The following is an 18,983-nucleotide window of genomic DNA, read 5'->3' as shown; positions in this document are numbered from 1 at the left end:
CTCAAGATCAAAAGCCAGATCAAGAGCAGATCAAGAGCAGATCAAGATCAACGGCAACGGCAACTGGGCGTTTGGTAGAAGGGGTACCACTTACCAGCGCACACGGCTCGCCAGCCTCGCATCAGAACCAGCGATCGTTCTTCTTGCGCCCACGGGTGAGAGCGGGCAGGATCAGGCCCGCCAACAGGCCGGCACCGGCGATGCTGCCGCCGTACACCATGTAGCGCATCATCACCTGTTTGTTCTCGTCGCCCAACCTTGCCTGCGTATCACGCAAGGTCGACTGGCTCTGGTCGAGCTCCTCGCTCAGCGACTTGTTGCGCGCTTCGAGCTCGGCCACCAGCTGCTTGCGCGAATCGAGGGTTTCCTGCATGCCCTGGACGCGGTTTTTCCAGCTGTCGTCGATGGTCTTCAGTTGCCCCGTAAGCTCCGCAACCTGCGCATCCAGCTGCGGCAAGCGGTCGCCCTGGCCAGGTACCGCCTGCAAGTCGCTGGACAGGATCCACACCACGTCGCCGTTCTGCCCGCGCACTTGGCTGTAGTTACCCTGGGTGCTGAGCAAGGTCAGTTTCTGGCCAGACTTGAGGGTGCCGACGATACGGTGACCGTCTGTCGGGCCGCTGCGCACATAGGTGCTCAGGCTGTCGCTCACCCAGCGAGCATCGCTGGCAGGCTCTTCGGCATGCGCCGGCACGGCAAGGGCCACCGTGGCGGCGAACAGGCCACTGCGCAGGGCAGTGAGGGCGTAGGCAGTTGGGCGGGAATCGGGCATTTTGAGTCTTCGCTGAAACAGGACAAAAGTAGGCCGGGGACGGGGCCGGTGAACCGGTCGGTGGGTTGACCGTCAGCCAAAGACCTTTTTTTTGTAAGCTGGTTCAGCGACTGGGTTCGGAAATATCTACAGCATGTTGCGATGTGTGGCGGGGCCGACTTCCACACGATTGTCAGGGCAGCGACTCGTTCAAGTCCCATTTGAGACGTGTGGCATCCCTTGCAGGATCTCACTGTCATTTTAGTTGGTGGCAGGATGACCCTTTCTTTGTCACGTTCTGTTAACCTGAACGGCATCACCTGGGCCTGCAACCCCGAGCAGCGTGGACACGTTGCTTGCAGCGGCCCGGGTTGTACCAGGAAACGGAGATTCGTCTAGATGGCCACTGACCGTGTGAGCCTGATTCATTTCGATAAACTGAGCATGAGCCCAGATGCTGCCGACCGGTTCCAGTCCGCCCTCGACGCCCTGGAGGCGCTGAAGCTGCAGGACCGTTACGTGTACCTCATCGCTCCCTATCTGGGTGATATCGCGGACGCTTCCGATACTGAGCAATTGGCCACGGCGCTGCAGCAGAGCCAGCGCGTGGTCGAGGAATTACTGGCTGCCAGGTCGGTAACCCAGGCCAAGGCAGAAGAGGTCAACCAGGTGTTCCAGCGCGCTGCGGAGCGCGCCCGGGCCGAGCTGTCGGGCTGAGCCGCGCATCGCCCAGGCCCTGCCGCTTTTGCTGCTTCACCCGCCCGGTAACTGCTTTCCCAGATAGCGAAGAGGGTAGAAGGCCATGCGTTGCGTTCGCCGCGTCATGCTGCTTCTGTCTTGCCTGGCATTACTGCCAGGCTTCGTCGTGCCGGCCGAGCGCTGCCAGCGATTGAGCGCCACCGGTAACCCTGAATACCCCCCTTATCTATGGCGAAACCCTGCCAACCCTCAGCAACTGATCGGCGCCAATGCCGACCTGGTCAAGCACCTGGCCGAGCGCCTGGGCCTTGAGATCGATGTGGTGTATGGCGGGCCGTGGTCCCGCGCCCAGGAAGAGGTGCGCACTGGCAGGATCGACCTGTTGGCCGGTTATTTCATCACCGATGCACGTGAGCAGCAGATGGATTTCGTGCTGCCCCCCTTCCTCCATACGCCGAGCGTGGTCTGGGTGCGCCGGGAGGGCACCTTTGATTACCGGCAATGGGCCGACCTGAGGGGGCGCAAAGGCGGCACGCTGGTGAACAACAGCCACGGCCAGCAGTTCGATGACTACGCCCGGCAATATCTCACCCTCGAAGCCGTGCCCACCGCCAGGCAGGCATTTGAAAAGCTGGTGCACAAACGCAGTGATTACGTGGTTTACGAGCAATACCCCGGAATGGCGTTGGCCCGCACGCTGGGTATTGAAGGCGAGCTGCTGGTGCTGCAGCCGCCTGTATCCAGCGAGGGGCTTTATCTGGCGATGTCGCGCGCCTCACCTTGCAATCAACCCGCATTGATCGAGGCGCTCACTCGCGAGATGAAGGCGGTCACCGCGGGAGCACTGCCTGATCAACTGTTGAAGCAGAACCTGCAGCGACGGCAGGAATGAGGCAACGCAGCCTCGCTACCGCATCTGCAGGATGATCGGGCTGCTGCTGGCCGGGTCGGTATGGTCCCGCAGCTTCGCCACCGCCGCCGGGTCCACCGTCGGGCCATGGTTACCCCAGGCACTGCGCACGAAGCTCAGTACCTCGGCAACCTCCTGATCGCTCAACTGTGCCCTGAACGCTGGCATCCGGTAGGCGTCCGGCATGCCGGCAGCCACCACGCGCTGTGAACCGTTGAGGGTGATGTTGATGGCTGAAGCGTTCTCCTTGGCCAAGGCCGAGGTAGCGCCGGCCAGCGGTGGCATCCACTCGCCCTGGCCCTTGCCATCCATGCCGTGGCAGGAAGCGCAGCGGGTCACGTAAGTGTGCGCCCCAGGCCGATCGAGCTGAGCGACACCAGGCTCATCCTGATACTGCCAGGGCGTCCCATCGCGTGCGGGGTCGCCCGGTAGCGACTTGAGGTAACGAGCGATGGCTGACAGGTCCTGATCGGTCATGAACTGCGTGGAGTTGTTGAACGCCTCGGTCATGGAGCCGAATACCACGGCATGACGGTTACGCCCCGTTTTCAGAAACTGCACCACATCGGCCTCGCTCCAGCGGCCAAGGCCTGTGTTGTGATCGGCGCGCAGGCTTGGCGCATACCAGCCGTCTAGCAGCGCCCCCGCCAGGAACGGTGCGCCGCTGTCATCCAGCGCCTTCTCATTGAACGCCAGCCCGCGGGGTGTGTGGCAGCTGCCGCAGTGGCCGGGGCCCTGCACAATGTAGGCACCCCGGTTCCAGAGCGCATCCTGCCCGGGTTTGTCGGCGTAAGGCTCGGTGGCAGCGAACAGGCCGTTCCACAGGGCGATGGGCCAGCGCATGTTCAGCGGCCACGGGATACTACTGGCCTGGTTGGGCTGGCGTGCCGGTTGCACGCTGCGCATGAAGAACGCATACAAGGCCTTGACGTCTTCATCGCTGAGCTTGGCGTAGGACGGGTAGGGCATGGCCGGGTATAGCCGTCGCCCACCCGGTGCCACCCCCTGGCGCACGGCGCGGTCGAAGTCCGCCAGGCTGTAGCTGCCAATGCCGGTGTCAGCGTCGGGGGTGATGTTGGTGGCATGGATGGCGCCCAGTGGCGTCGCCATTTCCAGCCCGCCGGCAAAGGGCTTTTGCCCTGGCAGGCTGTGGCAGGCCACGCAGTCGCCAAGGCGCGCCACGTATTCGCCTCGGCTTACCAGGGCCGGGTCATCGATGGCTACCTGTGTACGTTCAAAAGGCGAGGCCGGCTCACGGGTGACGTACCACGTCACCAGGCCCGCGGCCACTGCACAGGGCAGCAGCAACCAGCCAAGGGTTGTTTTCATACGACGTGTCATCGCGGCGTCCTTGTCGGTCAGCTGAAGGTATGGCGGCTCATGGGCAGGCTACGCACCCGTTTGCCGGTGAGCTGGGCAACCGCGTTCGCCACGGCAGGCGCCACCGCTGGCAAGGGGGGCTCGCCGATGCCACCCATCTTCGCGCCGCTCTCGATGATGCGCACATGCACCCGTGCCATGCGCGACGGCGGCAGGATCGGATAGAGGTCGTAATTGCGCGCCCGGGGCATGCCGTCCACATACACAGCTTCTTCCACCAGCGTTTGTGAAAGGCCCAGCGCCACGGCGCCATTGACCTGATGCTCGATGATGGCTGGGTTGACGATGCTGCCAGGGTCGATGGCCTGCCAGATGTCATGCACCTTCACCTGGCCATTCTCGATCGACACTTCGGCGATCACCGCAGCTTCGGAGCCGAACGGCGACGCCATGGCCACGCCCCGCGCCCGTCGGCTGCCGTCCTCGGCGGTGAACGGCCCGCGCTTCCAGCCGCCAGACAACTCGCCCACGGCTTGTAGCAAGTGGGTCAGGCGCGGGTTGTCACGCAGCAGGTGCAGGCGCAGTTCAAACGGGTCCTTGCCACCTTTGTCGGCCAGCTCGTCCAGAAAGGACTCGTAGAAGAAGTCGTTCAGCGAATTGCCCACCGACCGCCAGTAACCGAGCATGGCCGGCCCCTTCACGTAGACTTGGGCGATGCGCTTGTGCGCGATTGCATAGGCCTTGCCCGACAGCCCCTCAAGCGCCGTGGGGTCGATCTTCTCGCCCTGCTTGCCCGCCAGTGCCTCGGTCGGGCCTTCGGTGGCGCTGACCGCCTCCAGGGCTATGGGCATACCGTCGGCATCCAGGGCAGCACGGAATTTCACGGTAGCAACCGGGCGCAGCACGTCGCGCAGAAACTCTTCTTCCCGGCTCCAGATCAGTTTCACCGGCTGGCCGACCGCTTTGGCCAGCGCGATGGCTTGCGGGTAAGGGTTGGCGGACTCATACAGAAAATGGCGGCCAAAGAAGCCGCCCAGCAGGGGCGAGTGCAGAGTGATCTGGCTAGCGTCCAGGCCCGTGCGTTTGGCAATGTCGTCGCGGAACATGTCGGGCGCCTGGTTCGGCAACCAGACTTCCAGGGTGCCGTCCGGGTTGAAGCGGGCCAAGGCAGAGGGGGGCTCCAACTGGGCGTGGTTAAGGTACTGGTTGTGGTAGCTGGCTTCTACCTTGGTTGGTGCGCTGCCGAGGGTAGCTGCGAAATCGCCCGCCTGCTCTTCATCCCGGGCCGGGCCTTGCGTCGCGCCCAAGTGCTCTACCCAGCGGTCGCTGGAAAAGTCCGCAGGCATCGCGCGCACGGTGGCGCCAGCCGCCGCTTCCTGCCAGTCCACCTGCAGGGCCTCCACGGCCCGCTTGGCGTGCCACCAGCGCCGGGCGACCACCGCCACGGCCCCTGGCAGCTGATGCACCGAGTGCACGCCGTGCATGGCCTTGACCTCGGCCTCGTTGCGCAGGCCGCCAACGGTCATGCCCAGACGCGGTGCGTGCTGGACAGCGGCGTGCAGCATGTTCTCGACGGTGATATCGATGCAGTACATGGCCTTGCCGGTGGACTTGTCACGGGCATCCAGGCGCATGACAGGCTTGCCGATCCAGCGGAACGTGGCCGGGTCGCGGAGCTTCAGGGTGGTGGGGTCGGGTACCGGTAGGTCCATGGCCCGCCCGGCCAGCTCGCCGTAGGGTATGGATCGCCCGGTCGTGGTATGTACTACAGTACCCGGGGTGGTGGACAGCTCTGCCAACGGCACACCCAGCTTCTCGGCGCCCGCCTGCAGCAGCATGGCCCGGGCGAGGGCGCCAAGGCGGCGCATGGTGGGGTAGCTCATGCGCACCGACATGCTCCCACCTGTGATGCGCATGCCGTTCTCCATCACCACATAGGCTTCACCCGGCGGCGCGCTCTCGACCACGAAGTTGGCGGGGTCGACGTCGAGCTCTTCGCCAACGATCTGCGCCATGGCGGTGAACGGCCCCTGGCCGCCTTCCATGAACGGGCTCAGCAGGCGCACCGTGCCGTCAGGGCGAATCTCCAGAAACGCGGGCACCTGGGTACCACGCTCGGCATGGGTGGCTGCCTGCACGCGAGGGATGCCAAGCGGGAGGCCAAAGCCGAGCACCAGTGCACCCACCGCAGTACCGGCAAGAAAACGCCGGCGTGACAGGTTCACGGTTTCGCCAGCCTGCAATTTGGCCAACTCAGGGAACGTATCCATCAGGCTTTCTCCCCTTGCGCCAGCGCGTGCATCGCCGCATGGATGGCGTTGTAGGTGCCGCAGCGGCACAGGTTGACCATGGCCGCATCGATCTGCTCATTGCTGGGGTTAGGGGTGTGCTTGAGCAGCGCGGTCGCCGCCATCACCTGCCCTGACTGGCAGTACCCGCATTGGGCCACCTGGTGCTCAACCCACGCCGCGACCACCTTCTTGCCGACAGGGTCGTCCTCGATCGCCTCGATGGTGGACACTTCGCGGCCCTCCACACCCGCCACTGGCGTGACGCAGGCGCGCACCACCACACCGTCGACCAGTACCGAGCACGCCCCGCACTGGGCCAGGCCACAGCCATATTTGGTGCCGGTGAGGCCCAGGTCGTCCCTGAGCACCCACAGCAGGGGCGTGTCGGCTTGCGCTTCGACCTGGTAGGCCGCGCCGTTGATGCGTAATTCCATGGTTCACCTGCCCATCATCGGTTGCTGTCGCTGTTCTGAGATACACCGGGGGTACGTTGCCCCCGTCCGCAAACGCTAGCACATCGTGTCGACCGGCCATCCGAGCAGCAGGCAGGTCCAGAGGATCAGGCAAGCATTCCCCCGGAATACGCAAGCGCAAGCCGCCTGGCGCGGCGCAGCGGGTACCGGGGAGGATTTCCACGGCGAAAACCCGGATAATGCCGGGCAATTCTGTTCTGCACGTTTAAATCACGGTAAACCCGCATGGAAATCAAGGTCAATTTTCTCGACAATCTGCGCCTCGAAGCCAAGTTCGACGACTTCACGGTGATTGCCGACCAACCGATCCGCTACAAAGGGGACGGCTCGGCGCCGGGGCCGTTTGATTACTTCCTGGCGTCCTCGGCCCTGTGCGCCGCTTACTTCGTCAAGCTGTACTGCCAGGCCCGCGACATTCCGACCGAGAACATTCGCCTGTCGCAGAACAACATCGTCGACCCTGAAAACCGCTACAACCAGGTCTTCAAGATTCAGGTCGAGTTGCCCGAAGACATCTCCGAGAAAGACCGCCAGGGCATCCTGCGTTCCATCGACCGCTGCACGGTGAAGAAGGTGGTGCAAACCGGGCCCGAGTTCGTCATCGAGGTAGTGGACAACCTGGATGCCGACGCCCAAGGGCTGTTGATGCCGGTGGCGCAGACCAGCACCCGTATCCCCGGCAAGGACCTGCCGCTGGAACAGACCATCGCCAATATGTCCGGCATTCTGGCGGGCTTGGGCATGAAGATCGAAATCGCCTCGTGGCGCAATATCGTGCCCAACGTCTGGTCGCTGCACGTGCGTGACGCGCAGTCGCCGATGTGCTTCACCAACGGCAAGGGCGCCACCAAGGAGGCCGCCCTGGCCTCGGCCCTGGGCGAGTTCATCGAGCGCCTGAATTGCAACTTCTTCTACAACGACCAGTTCTGGGGCGAAGACATCGCCAATGCGCCGTTTGTGCATTACCCGAACGAGCAGTGGTTCAAGCCCGGCCCGCGTGACGCGCTGCCTGGGGAAATCCTCGACGAAAACTGCCTGGCCATCTACAACCCCGATGGCGAGCTGCGCGGCTCGCACCTGTACGACACCAACTCAGGTAACACGGCGCGGGGCATCTGCTCACTGCCATTCGTGCGCCAGTCCGATGAACAGGTGGTGTACTTCCCGTCCAACCTGATCGAAAACCTGTTCCTGAGCAACGGCATGAGCGCAGGCAATACCCTGGCTGAAGCCCAGGTGCAGTGCCTGTCGGAAATCTTCGAACGGGCCGTGAAGCGGGAGATCCTCGAAGGCGAGCTGTGCCTGCCGGATGTGCCGGCAGAGGTGCTGGCCCGTTACCCCGGCATCGTGGCTGGCATCCAGGGGCTGGAGGACCAGGGCTTCCCGGTGCTGGTCAAGGATGCCTCGCTCGGGGGTGAGTTCCCGGTGATGTGCGTGACCTTGATGAACCCGCGCACAGGGGGCGTGTTCGCCTCGTTCGGTGCACACCCGAGCATGGAGGTGGCGCTGGAACGCAGCCTTACCGAGCTGCTGCAGGGCCGCAGCTTCGAGGGCCTCAATGACCTGCCGCAGCCGACCTTCGAAAGCCACGCGCTGACCGAGCCGAACAACTTCGTCGAACACTTCATCGATTCCAGCGGTGTGGTGTCCTGGCGCTTCTTCAGCAGCAAGGCCGACTTCGAATTCGTCGAGTGGGACTTCTCGGGCCAGGGCGAGGATTGCAACGCCCAGGAAGCCGCCACCCTGTTCGGCATCTTGGCCGACCTGGGCAAGGAGGTGTACATGGCGGTGTACGATAACCTCGGTGCCACCGCCTGCCGCATCCTGGTGCCTGGGTACTCGGAAATCTACCCGGTGGAAGACCTGATCTGGGACAACACCAACCGCGCCCTGAGCTTCCGCGCCGACATCCTCAACCTGCACAGCCTCGACAACCGCTCCCTGAAGCTGTTGCTCAAGCGCCTGGACAACTGTGAGGTGGATGACTACACCACCATCACCACGCTGATCGGCGTGGAGTTCGATGACAACACGGTGTGGGGCCAGCTGACCATTCTCGAGCTCAAATTGCTTATCTGCCTGGCTGTGCAACGCTTCGAGGATGCCAAGGAGTTGGTCGAGGCGTTCTTGCAGTTCAACGACAACACCGTCGAGCGGGGGCTGTTTTACCAGGCCCTGAACGTGGTGCTGGAGGTGATGCTGGACGACGACCTGGAGATGGCCGACTTCGAAACCAACTTCCGGCGCATGTTCGGCGACGCGCGCATGGACGCGGTACTGGGGTCTGTCCACGGCAGCGTACGCTTCCACGGCCTGACCCCGACCAGCATGAAGCTCGAAGGCCTGGATCGCCACCTGCGGCTGCTCGACAGCTACAAGAAACTGCACGCAGCGCGGGCCCGCATGGCCTGAGGGTGTGAGGCCACGCGCGGCGGGGCAGGCGCCGCGTGGCTGAGGGTCATTGGCTGCAAATCTCTTACAGGATGTTTCAAACGGTTGAAGCGGTGAACTATCACCGCTCCAGGGTGCTCATTGGTTTAGCGCACCTTGCGCGCCCCTGTGGGCTTTTGCCCGTCAGAGCTGGGTCACCGAATGAAAAGGAGGCACCGTGACCGTAACCGATCAAACCCTCTACCGCTGCAGGCCCGGCCCGCTGCACGCGCTGCTGTTGGCAGGCAGCGTGCCGTTGTTCCTTGGCGCCATGCTGAGCGACATCGCCTACTACAACAGCTACCAGATCCAGTGGAGCAATTTCGCCGCCTGGCTTATCGCCGGTGGCCTGGTGTTCTGCGGGCTGGCGTTGCTGTTCGCCTTGGTCAACCTGGTGCGGGCGCGGCAGAAAGCCGGCCGGCCGACCCTGTATTTCGTGTTGTTGCTGGTGACCTGGGCGCTGGGCTTGGTCAATGCGTTCGAGCATGCCAAGGATGCCTGGGCTGTGATGCCGTCGGGCTTGGTACTGTCGGTGATCGTGACTGTGCTTGCCGTAGTGGCGGCCTTCCTCGGGTTGAGCAACCTGCGCGCACGAGGTGAAGCATGAAACGTCTACATGCACTGAGCCTGCTGTCCCTTTCGCTGCTGCTGGCCGCTTGTGGCGGCGATGGCGAGCCCACCCAGGCCCATGGCCCGGACCCAAAACTGCCTGAACCCCAGCGCGGCTTGCTGCCGAGCATGAAGATCGCCCAGCCGGTTGCGTGGGGCCAGCAGAAGCCGACCGTGCCAGACGGCTTCAGCGTCACGGCCATCGCCACCGACCTGAAGATCCCCCGGCAAACCCTGGTGCTGCCCAATGGCGATATCCTGGTCGCAGAAGGGCGGGGCGGTAGCGCGGCCAAGCTCAAGCCCAAGGACGTGATCGCCAGCCAGATCAAGGCCAAAGGCAACACCCAGGTCAAGGGTGGCAACCGCCTGACGCTGCTGCGCGATGCCGATGGTGACGGGCGTTATGAAATGCAGACAGTGTTTGCCGAAAACCTCAACGCCCCTTATGGCCTGGCCTTTGCCAACGGCAAGGTCTACGTGGCCAACCAGGATGCGCTGGTCAGCTTTGACTACAAGGACGGCCAGACCAAGGCCGAGGGCGCACCTGCGAAGGTCACCGACCTCCCCGCCGAGATCAACCACCACTGGACCAAGGCACTCACCGCCAGCCCGGACGGGCGTTACCTGTATGTGGGCATCGGCTCTAACAGCAACATCACCGAACGCGGCCTTGAGGTTGAAATCGACCGCGCCATGGTGTGGCAGGTGGATGCCCAGACCGGTGCCCACCGCCCATACGCTACCGGCCTGCGCAACCCGACGGCGCTGACCATCCAGCCAGGCACCGGCCAGCTGTGGACTGTGGTGAACGAGCGTGACGAACTGGGCCCCGACTTGGTGCCGGACTACCTGACTTCGGTGCGCGAAGGCGGTTTCTATGGCTGGCCCTATAGCTACTGGGGGCAGAATGTAGACGACCGGGTACGGCCGCAGAACCCTGCCAAAGTTGCCGCAGCCCTCAAACCGGACTACAGCCTGGGCTCGCACGTGGCAGCCCTTGGGGTCGACTTCTCGACAGCCGCCATGGGCGAAGGCTTCACCGATGGCGTGTTCGTCGGCGAACACGGCAGCTGGAACCGCCCGAACCCGGTGGGCTACAAAGTGATCTTCGTGCCGTTCAGCAATGGCAAGCCGGCCGGCGAGCCGATCGACTTCGCCACTGGCTTCCGCGGCGAAGATGGCAAGACTCGAGGGCGGCCAGTGGGTGTGACCGTGGACCCGCGCGGGGCGTTGATCATTGCTGACGATCTGGCCAATACCGTATGGCGGGTAACGCGTAACTGATACGGCCATTCATTGCCTTTGTTGCATGCCCATGGTTTGCCCATGGCATGCAACGTTCTGAATGTGATCCCTGCCACTTCAGATGATAGCCGGTATTCAAATGGAGAATGCCAGCCGTGCATAGTTTCGATTTCCATAAGCCCCATCGATGACCCCATCCTGTCGTCACGTGTTTGATGATGGAGGAAGGTCATGTTCAGTAAAACCATGCTCATGGTGGCAGTGCCGGTAGCCTTGGCAGTGCTCGCAGGCGCTATGCTGCCGTTTCAGGCGGCCGGTAACGCCGCCGCGGGCCGCGCACTGGGCCATTGGTTGTGGGGGGCGTTCGCGTCGCTCACCGTCAGCGGCATCGTGGTGATTGCGGCACTGTTGATCTTGCGCGTGCCGGCACCAGAGGTAGGCAGGGCCCTGCAGGGGCCTTGGTGGCTATGGATCGGTGGCGTGCTGGGTGCCTTGTACGTGGCCGGTGCAGCAGCGCTGACGCCCAAGTTAGGCGCCGCAGGCTTTCTGGTGCTGGTGGTTGCGGGGCAAATAATGATGGCCGTGGTGGCCGACCATTTTGGGTGGATGGGGCTGGCCGGAAGGCCGCTTGGCTGGGGGCGGGTAGCCGGCTTGCTGCTGATTCTGGGCGGTGTGTGGTTGGTGCAGGGTGGCTGGGCTACAGGTCCACTCCCCAAAACCGACACGGTGATCAAACAGCCCAATGGCTGATCAGGCGCCAGGCTGGCTGCATGCCCACACGCTTTCGCGCAGCCAGCGGTGGCCCGGGTCGTTGTTCTTGCGTGTGTGCCACGCCTGCTGGTAGTCGAAGCACGCGATGTTCAGGGGCGGGGGGAACGCCTGCAGGGACGGTTGCTGTTGCAGGCACCCCACGGCACGCTGGGCCACAGTCAACACCAAATCGGTGCCCGTCAATACCTCCACTGCTGCACTCCAGTGCGGCAAGGCCAGGGCAATGCGCCGCCGCAAACCCTGTTCGGCCAGGGTGCGCTCGATCTCATCGAAAGCGTCCGGGCGCATGGCCAACAGCACATGAGGGCGCGTTAACCAGTCGTTCAGTGTGAGGCCACCTGAGGGTGGCAGCACGCGCCGGTCTGCCACGCTGACGAAGGTATCCTGGAACAACGCCTGGGCGGTGATCGCTTGAGGCAATTCCGGGAACAGCCCGAGTGCCAGGTCCAGTTCACCGTCCAGCAACTGGGCAAGCATCGTTTCGCGGCTGGCCTGGCTGATGGCCAGGTCGACCCCAGGGGCAACGCGACGCACATGGCGTACCAGCGGCGGGAGGATAATGCGCGAGGCGTAGTCCGATAACGACAGCCGAAAGCGGCGCTGGGCCAGCGCCGGGTCGAAATGCGGGGCGGCCAACAGGCCGTTCAGGCTGCCCAAGGCGTCTTCCAGCGGTTGCTCAAGGGTCTGCGCCAGGGACGTGAGCACCATCTTGCCCTGTTGGCGTATCAGCAGCGGGTCATTGAAGTGTTTGCGCAGTTGGGCGAGGGCGTGGCTGACTGCCGGTTGGCTGCGGTGCAGGCGCAGGGCTGCGCGCGTCACATGCTTTTCGCTCAGCAGGGCGTGCAAGGCCAGCAGCAGGTTGAGGTCGATTCTGCGAAGTTCATCCATGGGGCGAATAGCCATCGGCTGTGAAGGTGGCGCCCATCAGCTTAACAAATACGGGTTGCGGGGGTAGCGCTACGCCACTGCGGCCGCGACCTGTCGGCCGCTTGAAGGTATACTCACCGGCCGTTTGACTGTTATCCGAGTATTTCGATGGGTCTTTCTGCAACCGCTTCACCTGAACCGCGCCGCCTGGGCGCACCCCTTGTTGCGCTCGGGCTGCTGGTAGCCGGCGCCTGGTTCCTTGATTTGAACGCAGGGTTCAAGCAGGTACTGTTGCTGCTGGTTGGCGCTGCCTTGGGCCTGACCTTGTACCACGCCGCCTTTGGCTTTACCTCAGCGTGGCGGGTGTTCATCAATGAACGCCGTGGTGCTGTTCTTCCCGGCGCTGTCGGCGGGCACCCTGTTTGGCAACCCTGTCAATGGGCTGGTAGCGCCTGCGGGCGTTTCGGTCGTGTTCGGGGCGTTCATCTTCGGTATCGGCATGCAGCTCGGCGGCGGATGTGCCTCGGGCACACTGTTCACCGTAGGGGGTGGCAACGCGCGCATGCTGGTCACGCTGCTGTTCTTCATCATCGGTTCGGTGACGGCTACCCACCACGCGGATTGGTGGTTCGCCCTGCCATCGTTCCCGGCCACGTCGATCGTGCAGGCCTGGGGGCTCGTGCCCGCCCTGGTGGTGAGCGTGGCCGTGTTTGCGCTGATTGCATGGGCCACGGTGGTGCTGGAAAAACGCCGGCACGGTGCGCTTGAAAAGCCCGTGCCCAGCGAGCATGAAGGCTTGCGGCGGTTCCTGCGAGGCCCGTGGCCTTTGCTGTGGGGGGCCATTGCCCTGGCGCTGCTCAACTATGCCACGCTGGCGCTTGCAGGCCGGCCCTGGGGTATTACATCTGCCTTCGCCCTGTGGGGGGCCAAGGTACTGGACGCGGCAGGCGTGCAGGTGGGTACCTGGGTGTTCTGGCAAGCGCCTGCCAACGCCAAGGCCCTGGCCTCCCCACTGTGGCAGGACATCACCACGGTCATGGACCTGGGCATCGTGCTGGGGGCACTGCTGGCAGCAGGGCTGGCGGGGCGGTTCGCACCTAGCCTGAAAATCCCATTGCCTTCACTGGTAGCAGCAGTGATCGGCGGGCTGTTGCTCGGCTACGGTTCGCGGCTGGCCTATGGCTGCAACATCGGCGCCTACTTCAGCGGCATTGCCTCGGGTAGCCTGCACGGCTGGCTCTGGCTGGTCGCCGCTTACCTGGGGAACGTGATTGGCGTGCGCCTTCGCCCGATTTTTTTCGCCGGGGAACGCCGCCCGGTAACGCTGACCGGCTGCTGAAAGATTATCAATGCGCGGGGCGACCGATGGGCGCCCCAAGACAGCGCTCAACGCTGATTCCTAAAATGATAATCGGCATTAACTTCTAGCCATAACCCTATGATTAGGAAGTTATTTTCTGGCAGCAGCATGCTGCACGCACTGCTCATAGTAGGTTTGCCCGATGGCCGCAGGCTTGAGCCTGGAGCGGCTGTTGAACGTCTGCTCCGTAATCCCGAAGGCGGTCATGCGCATCCAGGGCTTGGCAAACCTACGCACCTGCAGCTTTTTGCGCGAGGCATACAGCGTTACCCCTGAAAGCTTCGCCTTCTGCGCCTCGGCTGCAATCTGCGCACCCCATTTGCAAGTGTGGCGATCATTCTGGGTCAACGGCCGAGCCTGCGCGCCCATGGTAGCTGAGGCCAACAGGCACCCTGCCGCCATTGCTAGAAATACTCGCATGTTGCTGTCCTAAGCATCTGAAGAGAAAAGAAGTTTGCCTTCAGATAATTCGTACAGGGGCCAGCACTTTGCCCTCAGTTGCGTTCAGGCTGGCGATAGCTAGGCCCGCCACCCAGAGCACCGCCACACCATAGTTGAGCCGCTGATAGAGCCCGAACAGCTCACCCTGCTGAGCGGCCTGGCCCATCAAAACCACAGTGAAAACTGCCAGCACGGTGCACGCCAGTGAGAACCAGGCGAGGGTGCGCAAGCCTGCCAAGCGCATGCCTAGCCAGGCCCAGAGCGCGCTAGCCAGCGTCAGGCTGACGAACATCATCAGCCCGGAGAGGTTATGCAGTTGTTGCGCGGTGGACGGCTGTGCTGGTGTGCAGCCTTGGTCGCAGGGGAATACCCCCGTGCCGAAACTGCCCAGGCCGTGCAGCAATACCAATGCGGCGCTCAGCAGCGCCAGTTTCGAATACTGCCAGCGTCGCGCCAGGCCCCAGGCGAACAACATGAACAGTAGGCCCAATGGGAAGTTGTTAAGCAGAGGTGACCACTGCTGGGTGGGCGCCCCGGTTGCGCCCAGCTGGCTCATGGCCATTTGCAGGTGGCTGTACCCGGGGTACCCCTTGGCGGTCAGCCATACGCCGATGGCCAGCCAAAACGGGATGAGCAGGCCGCAGGTGAGCAGTGATCGATCGAGCAGTTTCATGCAGTACACTTCCGTCCGTGGAAACCTGGGACCCTAGCAAAATGCGCAGGTACAGTGCCAGCGCCGATAGCGTGTCAGGCGTATGTGATCGTACAACTGCCTGCGCTATCATGGCGGCTGTCATTCAAGGTGAAGTACAGGGCATGTCAGAGCAACAGCCACAGGCACGGGCCCGGCGCAAGCCGCGTAGCCTGGCGCAGGAACTGGTCACGGTATTGACCGAGCGCATCCGCAGTGGCCAGCTGAAGCGCGGGGATAAGTTACCGACCGAGTCGCAGATCATGGCCGAGGAGGGCGTAAGCCGCACCGTCGTGCGTGAAGCTATCTCGCGCCTGCAGGCTGCCGGCCAGGTCGAGACCCGTCATGGTATCGGCACCTTCGTGCTGGACGCCTCGCCTGCCGCGGGCTTGCGTATCGACCCGGCCACGGTGGTCACACTGCGCGAGGTGCTGGCAGTGCTGGAGTTGCGTATTGCCCTGGAAGTGGAGTCGGCCAGCCTGGCAGCGCAGCGGCGTAGTGACGAGCAACTGGCCGGCATGCGTGCGGCGCTGGACGAGCTGAATGAGGGCGCGGCCCATGCCCTGGATGCGGTGTCAGCGGACTTCCAGTTCCACCTGCGCATCGCCCAGGCCAGCGGCAACCACTATTTTGCCGACATCATCCATCACCTGGGCACCAGCATCATCCCGCGCACGCGCCTGAACTCCGCGCGCCTGGCCCACGATGACCAGCCCCATTACATGAGCCGGTTGATGCATGAGCACGAGGCGATCTTTGAGGCGATTGCGCGGCAGGACAGCGAGGGGGCGAAGATGGCCATGCGCATGCACCTGAGCAACAGCCGCGAGCGGCTGCGCCAGGTGCATGAACGGGTGCAGGGGAACGAGGGGTAAAGGGGGCGGCGCTCGATCTACCGGGCGGCGCAATTTCACCCGCCCCCAACGGCCTCAGTTATTGCTCAAGGCCTCCCTCACACCACTCCCCATTCACCAGCCGACGCAACCCCAGTGGGTTGTCGTCACGCAGCGCCTCGGGCAGCAGCGCCTGCGGGTAGTTCTGGTAACATACAGGCCGCAGGAACCGGTCGATTGCCAAGGTCCCCACGGACGTACCCCGGGCATCCGAGGTGGCCGGGTATGGCCCACCGTGCACCATGGCGTCGCAGACTTCGACGCCGGTGGGGTAGCCGTTGACCAGAATGCGCCCGACCTTTTCCTCAAGTAGCGGCACCAGCCAGGCAAACGCGGCAAAATCCTCTGGCTCGCCGATCAACGTCGCGGTCAACTGACCCCGCAGGCCGTGCAGGGCACTGCGCAACTGCTCATTGTCACGCGCCTCTACCGCCACCGTCGTCGGGCCGAACACTTCTTCCTGCAGCAGCGGGTCCGCCTCCACCAGCAGGCCGGCTTCGGCCTTGAACAACTGCGCCCGCGCCTGGTTGCCCGCCTGCGGCTGGCCGGCCAGGTGTTCGATACCGGCATGGGCGTGAAGGTGTTCCAGGCCACTGACGTAACTGCGCAAGCCCCCGGCATTGAGCATGGTCTGGCCAGCCTGTTGCTGAAGGTGGCCGCCAAGGTCCGCAAGCAGCTGGCTGTAGGCAGGCGATTGCAGGCCTATCACCAACCCCGGGTTGGTACAGAACTGCCCAGCCCCCATGCACACCGACCCGGCCAGCTCGCGCGCAATGGCTTCGCCACGCTTGGCCAGCGCACCTGGCAGGATGATCACCGGGTTGATGCTGGACATCTCGGCAAACACCGGGATCGGTTGCGGGCGTTCGGCGGCCATTCGGCACAGGGCATCGCCACCCTTGAGCGAGCCGGTGAAGCCCACCGCCTGAATGGCGGGGTGCTTGACCAGCGGTTCACCCACGCCAGCCCCGAACACCATGTTGAACACGCCCTTGGGCATACCGGTGCGGGCCGCCGCGCGCTCAATGGCGCAGCCGACCAGGTCGGCAGTGGCCATATGGCCGCTGTGCGCCTTGAACACCACGGGGCAGCCTGCCGCGAGCGCAGCGGCCGTGTCACCCCCTGCGGTAGAGAATGCCAGCGGGAAGTTGCTGGCGCCGAACACGGCTACAGGGCCTACGCCGATGCGCATCTGCCGCAGGTCCACGCGCGGCAGTGGCTGGCGATCTGGCAGGGCCAGGTCGATACGCGCGCCGAGAAAGTCGCCCCGGCGCAGCACCTGGGCAAACAGGCGCATCTGCCCGCTGGTGCGGCTCCGTTCGCCCTGGATGCGGGCAGGTGGTAACGCCGTTTCACGGCACACGATGGTGACGAAGGCGTCATCCAGCGCGTCCAGCTCTGCGGCGATGGCGTCGAGAAATTCGGCGCGGCGGGCAGGCGCCAGCTGGCGGAACGTTACGAATGCGGCCTGTGCGGCCTTGGCCGCCTGGTCCACCTCGGCGTCCGTGGCTTGGGCAAAGCTGTAGGGCAGGGGCTCGCCCGTTGTGGCGTCCAGGCTCTGCAGGCGCTGTAGGCCGGCGGCGCTGCGCTGCCCGGCGATGAAGTTGTGGCCAAGAATGTCCGGCATCTGGAACTCCTAGAGGGGAAGGGTCAGGTAATGGGTGCGGGGTTGAACAGGGTGATGTCGTTGTGCAGGCGGTGCTGTTCAGCCCAGGTGCGCTTGCGCCCGCTGGCGACGTCCAGGTAGTAGTGGAACAGCTCCCAGCCCAGCGCTTCGATGCTGCTGCGCCCCGTGGCGATGCGCCCGGCGTCGATGTCGATCAGGTCCGGCCAGCGCTGCGCCAGCTCGGTGCGGGTGCACACCTTCACCACCGGCGCCATGGCCAGGCCATAGGGCGTGCCGCGGCCTGTGGTGAACACATGCAGGTTCATGCCGGCAGCCAGTTGCAGGGTGCCGCAAACAAAGTCGCTGGCTGGGGTGGCGCAGAAGATCAGGCCCTTGCCATTGACGCGCTCACCGGGGCCGAGTACCCCCTGGATCGCGCCGCTGCCAGACTTGACGATCGAGCCGAGTGCTTTCTCGACGATATTCGACAAGCCACCCTTCTTGTTGCCCGGTGTGGTGTTGGCGCTGCGGTCGGCTGCCCCTTGTTGCAGGTAGCGGTCGTACCAGTCCATTTCGCGCACCAGGGCATCGGCAACCTCAGGGTCTTGGGCCCGGGAAGTCAGCATGTAGATCGCGTCACGTACTTCGGTCACCTCCGAAAACAGCACGGTAGCGCCGGCCCGCACCAGCAGGTCTGCCGCGTAGCCTAGCGCCGGGTTGGCGGTGATGCCCGAGAATGCATCACTGCCACCGCACTGCATGCCCAGAATCAACTCACTGGCCGGTACAGCCTGGCGCCGGCGTTGGTCGAGTTTTTTCAGGCGGGTTTCGGCCAGCGCCATGATCTGCTCGATCATTTCGGTAAAGCCCAGGCTTGCGTCCTGCAGGCGGTACAGCCAGGGCTCGCTCAGGTCGACGGAAGGGTCGTTGTCGTGCATCACCTGCCCGGCCTGGAGCTTTTCACACCCCAGGCTGATGACCAGCGCTTCGCCACCCAGGTTGGGGTTGCGCGCAAGGTTGCGCACCGTGCGGATAGGGATGTAGGCATCGCGGGCATTGATCGCCACGCCGCAGCCGTAGCTGTGGGTGAGGGCGACCACGTCGTCCACGTTGGGGTAGCGGGGCAGCAACTCGTCGCGGATACGCTTCACCGCATGCTCCAGCACCCCGGTGACGCACTGCACGGTGGTGGTGATGCCGAGGATGTTACGGGTACCGACCGTGCCGTCGGCGTTGCGGTAGCCTTCGAAGGTATAGCCTTCCAGGGGCGGCTGCGGCTGGGGTACGGCGTCGCAGCGGGGCAGGCTGGCCAGCTCGGGCGCGGCCGGCATGGCCAGCTGGCTTTCCTGCACCCAGCTACCCTGGCGCAGGTCCTCCAGGGCATAGCCAATGACCTGGCCATAGCGCCGCACCGCTTCGCCCCGGGCAATCGGCACGGTGGCCACTTTGTGGCTCTGCGGCACGGCTTCGACCAGGGTCAGGCCATCGGCAAAGCGTGCGCCTTCGCCCAGGCCACCGTCGTTGACCACCACCACGACATTGTCGTCGTCGTGCAGGCGTACGTAGCGGGGCGATTCGGAGTGTTCGATCAGCTGCATGTTCGGGCCCTACTGTTCAGGTTCTCAG

The 18,983-nt window shown here is 64.0% G+C and carries 16 protein-coding genes and 1 pseudogene; 8 read left to right on the top strand and 9 right to left on the bottom strand.

All coding sequences use genetic code 11. The annotated features are described in order from the left end of the window. Positions 1 to 121 precede the first annotated feature (121 nt). Positions 122 to 772, bottom strand: coding sequence for a TIGR04211 family SH3 domain-containing protein (locus tag PPA02S_RS06995; RefSeq protein WP_028633798.1), 651 nt, complete (start codon positions 770 to 772; stop codon positions 122 to 124). Between the two features lie 378 nt (positions 773 to 1,150). Here PPA02S_RS06995 and PPA02S_RS06990 point away from each other — a divergent pair, with 378 nt between their 5' ends. Both PPA02S_RS06990 and PPA02S_RS06985 read left to right on the top strand, forming a co-directional pair. After that, positions 1,151 to 1,468, top strand: coding sequence for a hypothetical protein (locus tag PPA02S_RS06990; protein ID WP_028633799.1), 318 nt, complete (start codon positions 1,151 to 1,153; stop codon positions 1,466 to 1,468). Positions 1,469 to 1,553: 85 nt separating this feature from the next. After that, entirely contained in the window at positions 1,554 to 2,342 is a 789-nt protein-coding gene (locus tag PPA02S_RS06985; protein ID WP_028633800.1) for a substrate-binding periplasmic protein, read from the top strand. 15 nt (positions 2,343 to 2,357) lie between these two features. Here PPA02S_RS06985 and PPA02S_RS06980 read toward each other — a convergent pair whose 3' ends face one another. Genes PPA02S_RS06980 through PPA02S_RS06970 form a run of 3 tightly spaced genes read right to left on the bottom strand, consistent with a single transcriptional unit; the run spans position 2,358 to position 6,405 of the window. Then, positions 2,358 to 3,701 carry a c-type cytochrome gene (locus tag PPA02S_RS06980; protein ID WP_028633801.1) on the bottom strand — a complete coding sequence of 448 codons (1,344 nt, stop codon included), beginning with the start codon at positions 3,699 to 3,701 and terminating at the stop codon, positions 2,358 to 2,360. A gap of 17 nt (positions 3,702 to 3,718) precedes the next feature. After that, complete coding sequence (locus PPA02S_RS06975) at positions 3,719 to 5,950, bottom strand: xanthine dehydrogenase family protein molybdopterin-binding subunit (protein ID WP_033728048.1); 2,232 nt, start codon at positions 5,948 to 5,950, stop codon at positions 3,719 to 3,721. Beyond that, on the bottom strand, positions 5,950 to 6,405 hold the full coding sequence (locus PPA02S_RS06970; RefSeq protein ID WP_028633803.1) for a (2Fe-2S)-binding protein: 456 nt from the start codon (positions 6,403 to 6,405) through the stop codon (positions 5,950 to 5,952). Before PPA02S_RS06970 ends, PPA02S_RS06975 begins: the two co-directional genes overlap by 1 nt. Positions 6,406 to 6,669: 264 nt before the next feature. Here PPA02S_RS06970 and PPA02S_RS06965 point away from each other — a divergent pair, with 264 nt between their 5' ends. From PPA02S_RS06965 to PPA02S_RS06950, 4 genes are all read left to right on the top strand, one after another. Continuing rightward, positions 6,670 to 8,856, top strand: a complete 2,187-nt coding sequence (locus tag PPA02S_RS06965) for an OsmC domain/YcaO domain-containing protein (RefSeq protein WP_028633804.1) — start codon at positions 6,670 to 6,672, stop codon at positions 8,854 to 8,856. Positions 8,857 to 9,052: 196 nt separating this feature from the next. Next, the gene (locus PPA02S_RS06960; protein ID WP_028633805.1) at positions 9,053 to 9,481 is read left to right on the top strand and encodes a DUF2231 domain-containing protein; all 429 of its coding nucleotides are present in this window, start codon (positions 9,053 to 9,055) and stop codon (positions 9,479 to 9,481) included. Then, entirely contained in the window at positions 9,478 to 10,767 is a 1,290-nt protein-coding gene (locus PPA02S_RS06955; RefSeq protein ID WP_028633806.1) for a PQQ-dependent sugar dehydrogenase, read from the top strand. Before PPA02S_RS06960 ends, PPA02S_RS06955 begins: the two co-directional genes overlap by 4 nt. Before the next feature lie 192 nt (positions 10,768 to 10,959). After that, positions 10,960 to 11,478 (top strand): DMT family transporter, encoded by a 519-nt coding sequence (locus PPA02S_RS06950; RefSeq protein ID WP_028633807.1) that lies wholly within the window; start codon positions 10,960 to 10,962, stop codon positions 11,476 to 11,478. Here the strand turns inward: PPA02S_RS06950 and PPA02S_RS06945 are convergent, their stop codons facing one another. Then, positions 11,479 to 12,387: a LysR family transcriptional regulator gene (locus PPA02S_RS06945; RefSeq protein ID WP_028633808.1), complete on the bottom strand. Its 909-nt coding sequence runs from the start codon at positions 12,385 to 12,387 to the stop codon at positions 11,479 to 11,481. It abuts the gene before it with no gap. Between the two features lie 147 nt (positions 12,388 to 12,534). Between PPA02S_RS06945 and PPA02S_RS06940 the strand changes: the two are divergent. Beyond that, positions 12,535 to 13,705, top strand: a pseudogene (locus tag PPA02S_RS06940) (YeeE/YedE family protein). Between the two features lie 111 nt (positions 13,706 to 13,816). Here PPA02S_RS06940 and PPA02S_RS06935 read toward each other — a convergent pair. Then, positions 13,817 to 14,146, bottom strand: coding sequence for a hypothetical protein (locus tag PPA02S_RS06935; protein ID WP_028633809.1), 330 nt, complete (start codon positions 14,144 to 14,146; stop codon positions 13,817 to 13,819). 40 nt (positions 14,147 to 14,186) lie between these two features. Beyond that, positions 14,187 to 14,840: a DUF998 domain-containing protein gene (locus PPA02S_RS06930; protein WP_028633810.1), complete on the bottom strand. Its 654-nt coding sequence runs from the start codon at positions 14,838 to 14,840 to the stop codon at positions 14,187 to 14,189. Between the two features lie 143 nt (positions 14,841 to 14,983). Between PPA02S_RS06930 and PPA02S_RS06925 the strand changes: the two genes are divergently transcribed. Next, positions 14,984 to 15,733: a FadR/GntR family transcriptional regulator gene (locus PPA02S_RS06925; protein WP_028633811.1), complete on the top strand. Its 750-nt coding sequence runs from the start codon at positions 14,984 to 14,986 to the stop codon at positions 15,731 to 15,733. A gap of 58 nt (positions 15,734 to 15,791) precedes the next feature. Here PPA02S_RS06925 and PPA02S_RS06920 read toward each other — a convergent pair whose 3' ends face one another. Further along, entirely contained in the window at positions 15,792 to 17,378 is a 1,587-nt protein-coding gene (locus tag PPA02S_RS06920; RefSeq protein ID WP_028633812.1) for an aldehyde dehydrogenase (NADP(+)), read from the bottom strand. Between the two features lie 23 nt (positions 17,379 to 17,401). After that, positions 17,402 to 18,955 (bottom strand): galactarate dehydratase, encoded by a 1,554-nt coding sequence (garD, locus tag PPA02S_RS06915; RefSeq protein WP_028633813.1) that lies wholly within the window; start codon positions 18,953 to 18,955, stop codon positions 17,402 to 17,404. Positions 18,956 to 18,983: the final 28 nt, after the last annotated feature.

The organism is Pseudomonas parafulva NBRC 16636 = DSM 17004 (assembly GCF_000730645.1).
Lineage (GTDB): Bacteria > Pseudomonadota > Gammaproteobacteria > Pseudomonadales > Pseudomonadaceae > Aquipseudomonas > Aquipseudomonas parafulva.
This window is presented reverse-complemented; position numbering and strand designations above follow the sequence as displayed.

Excerpts from the sequence above, each read along its gene's own strand:
- PPA02S_RS06995 (WP_028633798.1), bottom strand. The coding sequence starts at position 772 with ATGCCCGATTCCCGCCCAACTGCCTACGCCCTCACTGCCCTGCGCAGT.
- PPA02S_RS06990 (WP_028633799.1), top strand. The coding sequence starts at position 1,151 with ATGGCCACTGACCGTGTGAGCCTGATTCATTTCGATAAACTGAGCATG.
- PPA02S_RS06985 (WP_028633800.1), top strand. The coding sequence starts at position 1,554 with ATGCGTTGCGTTCGCCGCGTCATGCTGCTTCTGTCTTGCCTGGCATTA.
- PPA02S_RS06980 (WP_028633801.1), bottom strand. The coding sequence starts at position 3,701 with ATGACACGTCGTATGAAAACAACCCTTGGCTGGTTGCTGCTGCCCTGT.
- PPA02S_RS06975 (WP_033728048.1), bottom strand. The coding sequence starts at position 5,950 with ATGGATACGTTCCCTGAGTTGGCCAAATTGCAGGCTGGCGAAACCGTG.
- PPA02S_RS06970 (WP_028633803.1), bottom strand. The coding sequence starts at position 6,405 with ATGGAATTACGCATCAACGGCGCGGCCTACCAGGTCGAAGCGCAAGCC.
- PPA02S_RS06965 (WP_028633804.1), top strand. The coding sequence starts at position 6,670 with ATGGAAATCAAGGTCAATTTTCTCGACAATCTGCGCCTCGAAGCCAAG.
- PPA02S_RS06955 (WP_028633806.1), top strand. The coding sequence starts at position 9,478 with ATGAAACGTCTACATGCACTGAGCCTGCTGTCCCTTTCGCTGCTGCTG.
- PPA02S_RS06950 (WP_028633807.1), top strand. The coding sequence starts at position 10,960 with ATGTTCAGTAAAACCATGCTCATGGTGGCAGTGCCGGTAGCCTTGGCA.
- PPA02S_RS06945 (WP_028633808.1), bottom strand. The coding sequence starts at position 12,387 with ATGGATGAACTTCGCAGAATCGACCTCAACCTGCTGCTGGCCTTGCAC.
- PPA02S_RS06935 (WP_028633809.1), bottom strand. The coding sequence starts at position 14,146 with ATGCGAGTATTTCTAGCAATGGCGGCAGGGTGCCTGTTGGCCTCAGCT.
- PPA02S_RS06930 (WP_028633810.1), bottom strand. The coding sequence starts at position 14,840 with ATGAAACTGCTCGATCGATCACTGCTCACCTGCGGCCTGCTCATCCCG.
- PPA02S_RS06925 (WP_028633811.1), top strand. The coding sequence starts at position 14,984 with ATGTCAGAGCAACAGCCACAGGCACGGGCCCGGCGCAAGCCGCGTAGC.
- PPA02S_RS06920 (WP_028633812.1), bottom strand. The coding sequence starts at position 17,378 with ATGCCGGACATTCTTGGCCACAACTTCATCGCCGGGCAGCGCAGCGCC.
- garD (WP_028633813.1), bottom strand. The coding sequence starts at position 18,955 with ATGCAGCTGATCGAACACTCCGAATCGCCCCGCTACGTACGCCTGCAC.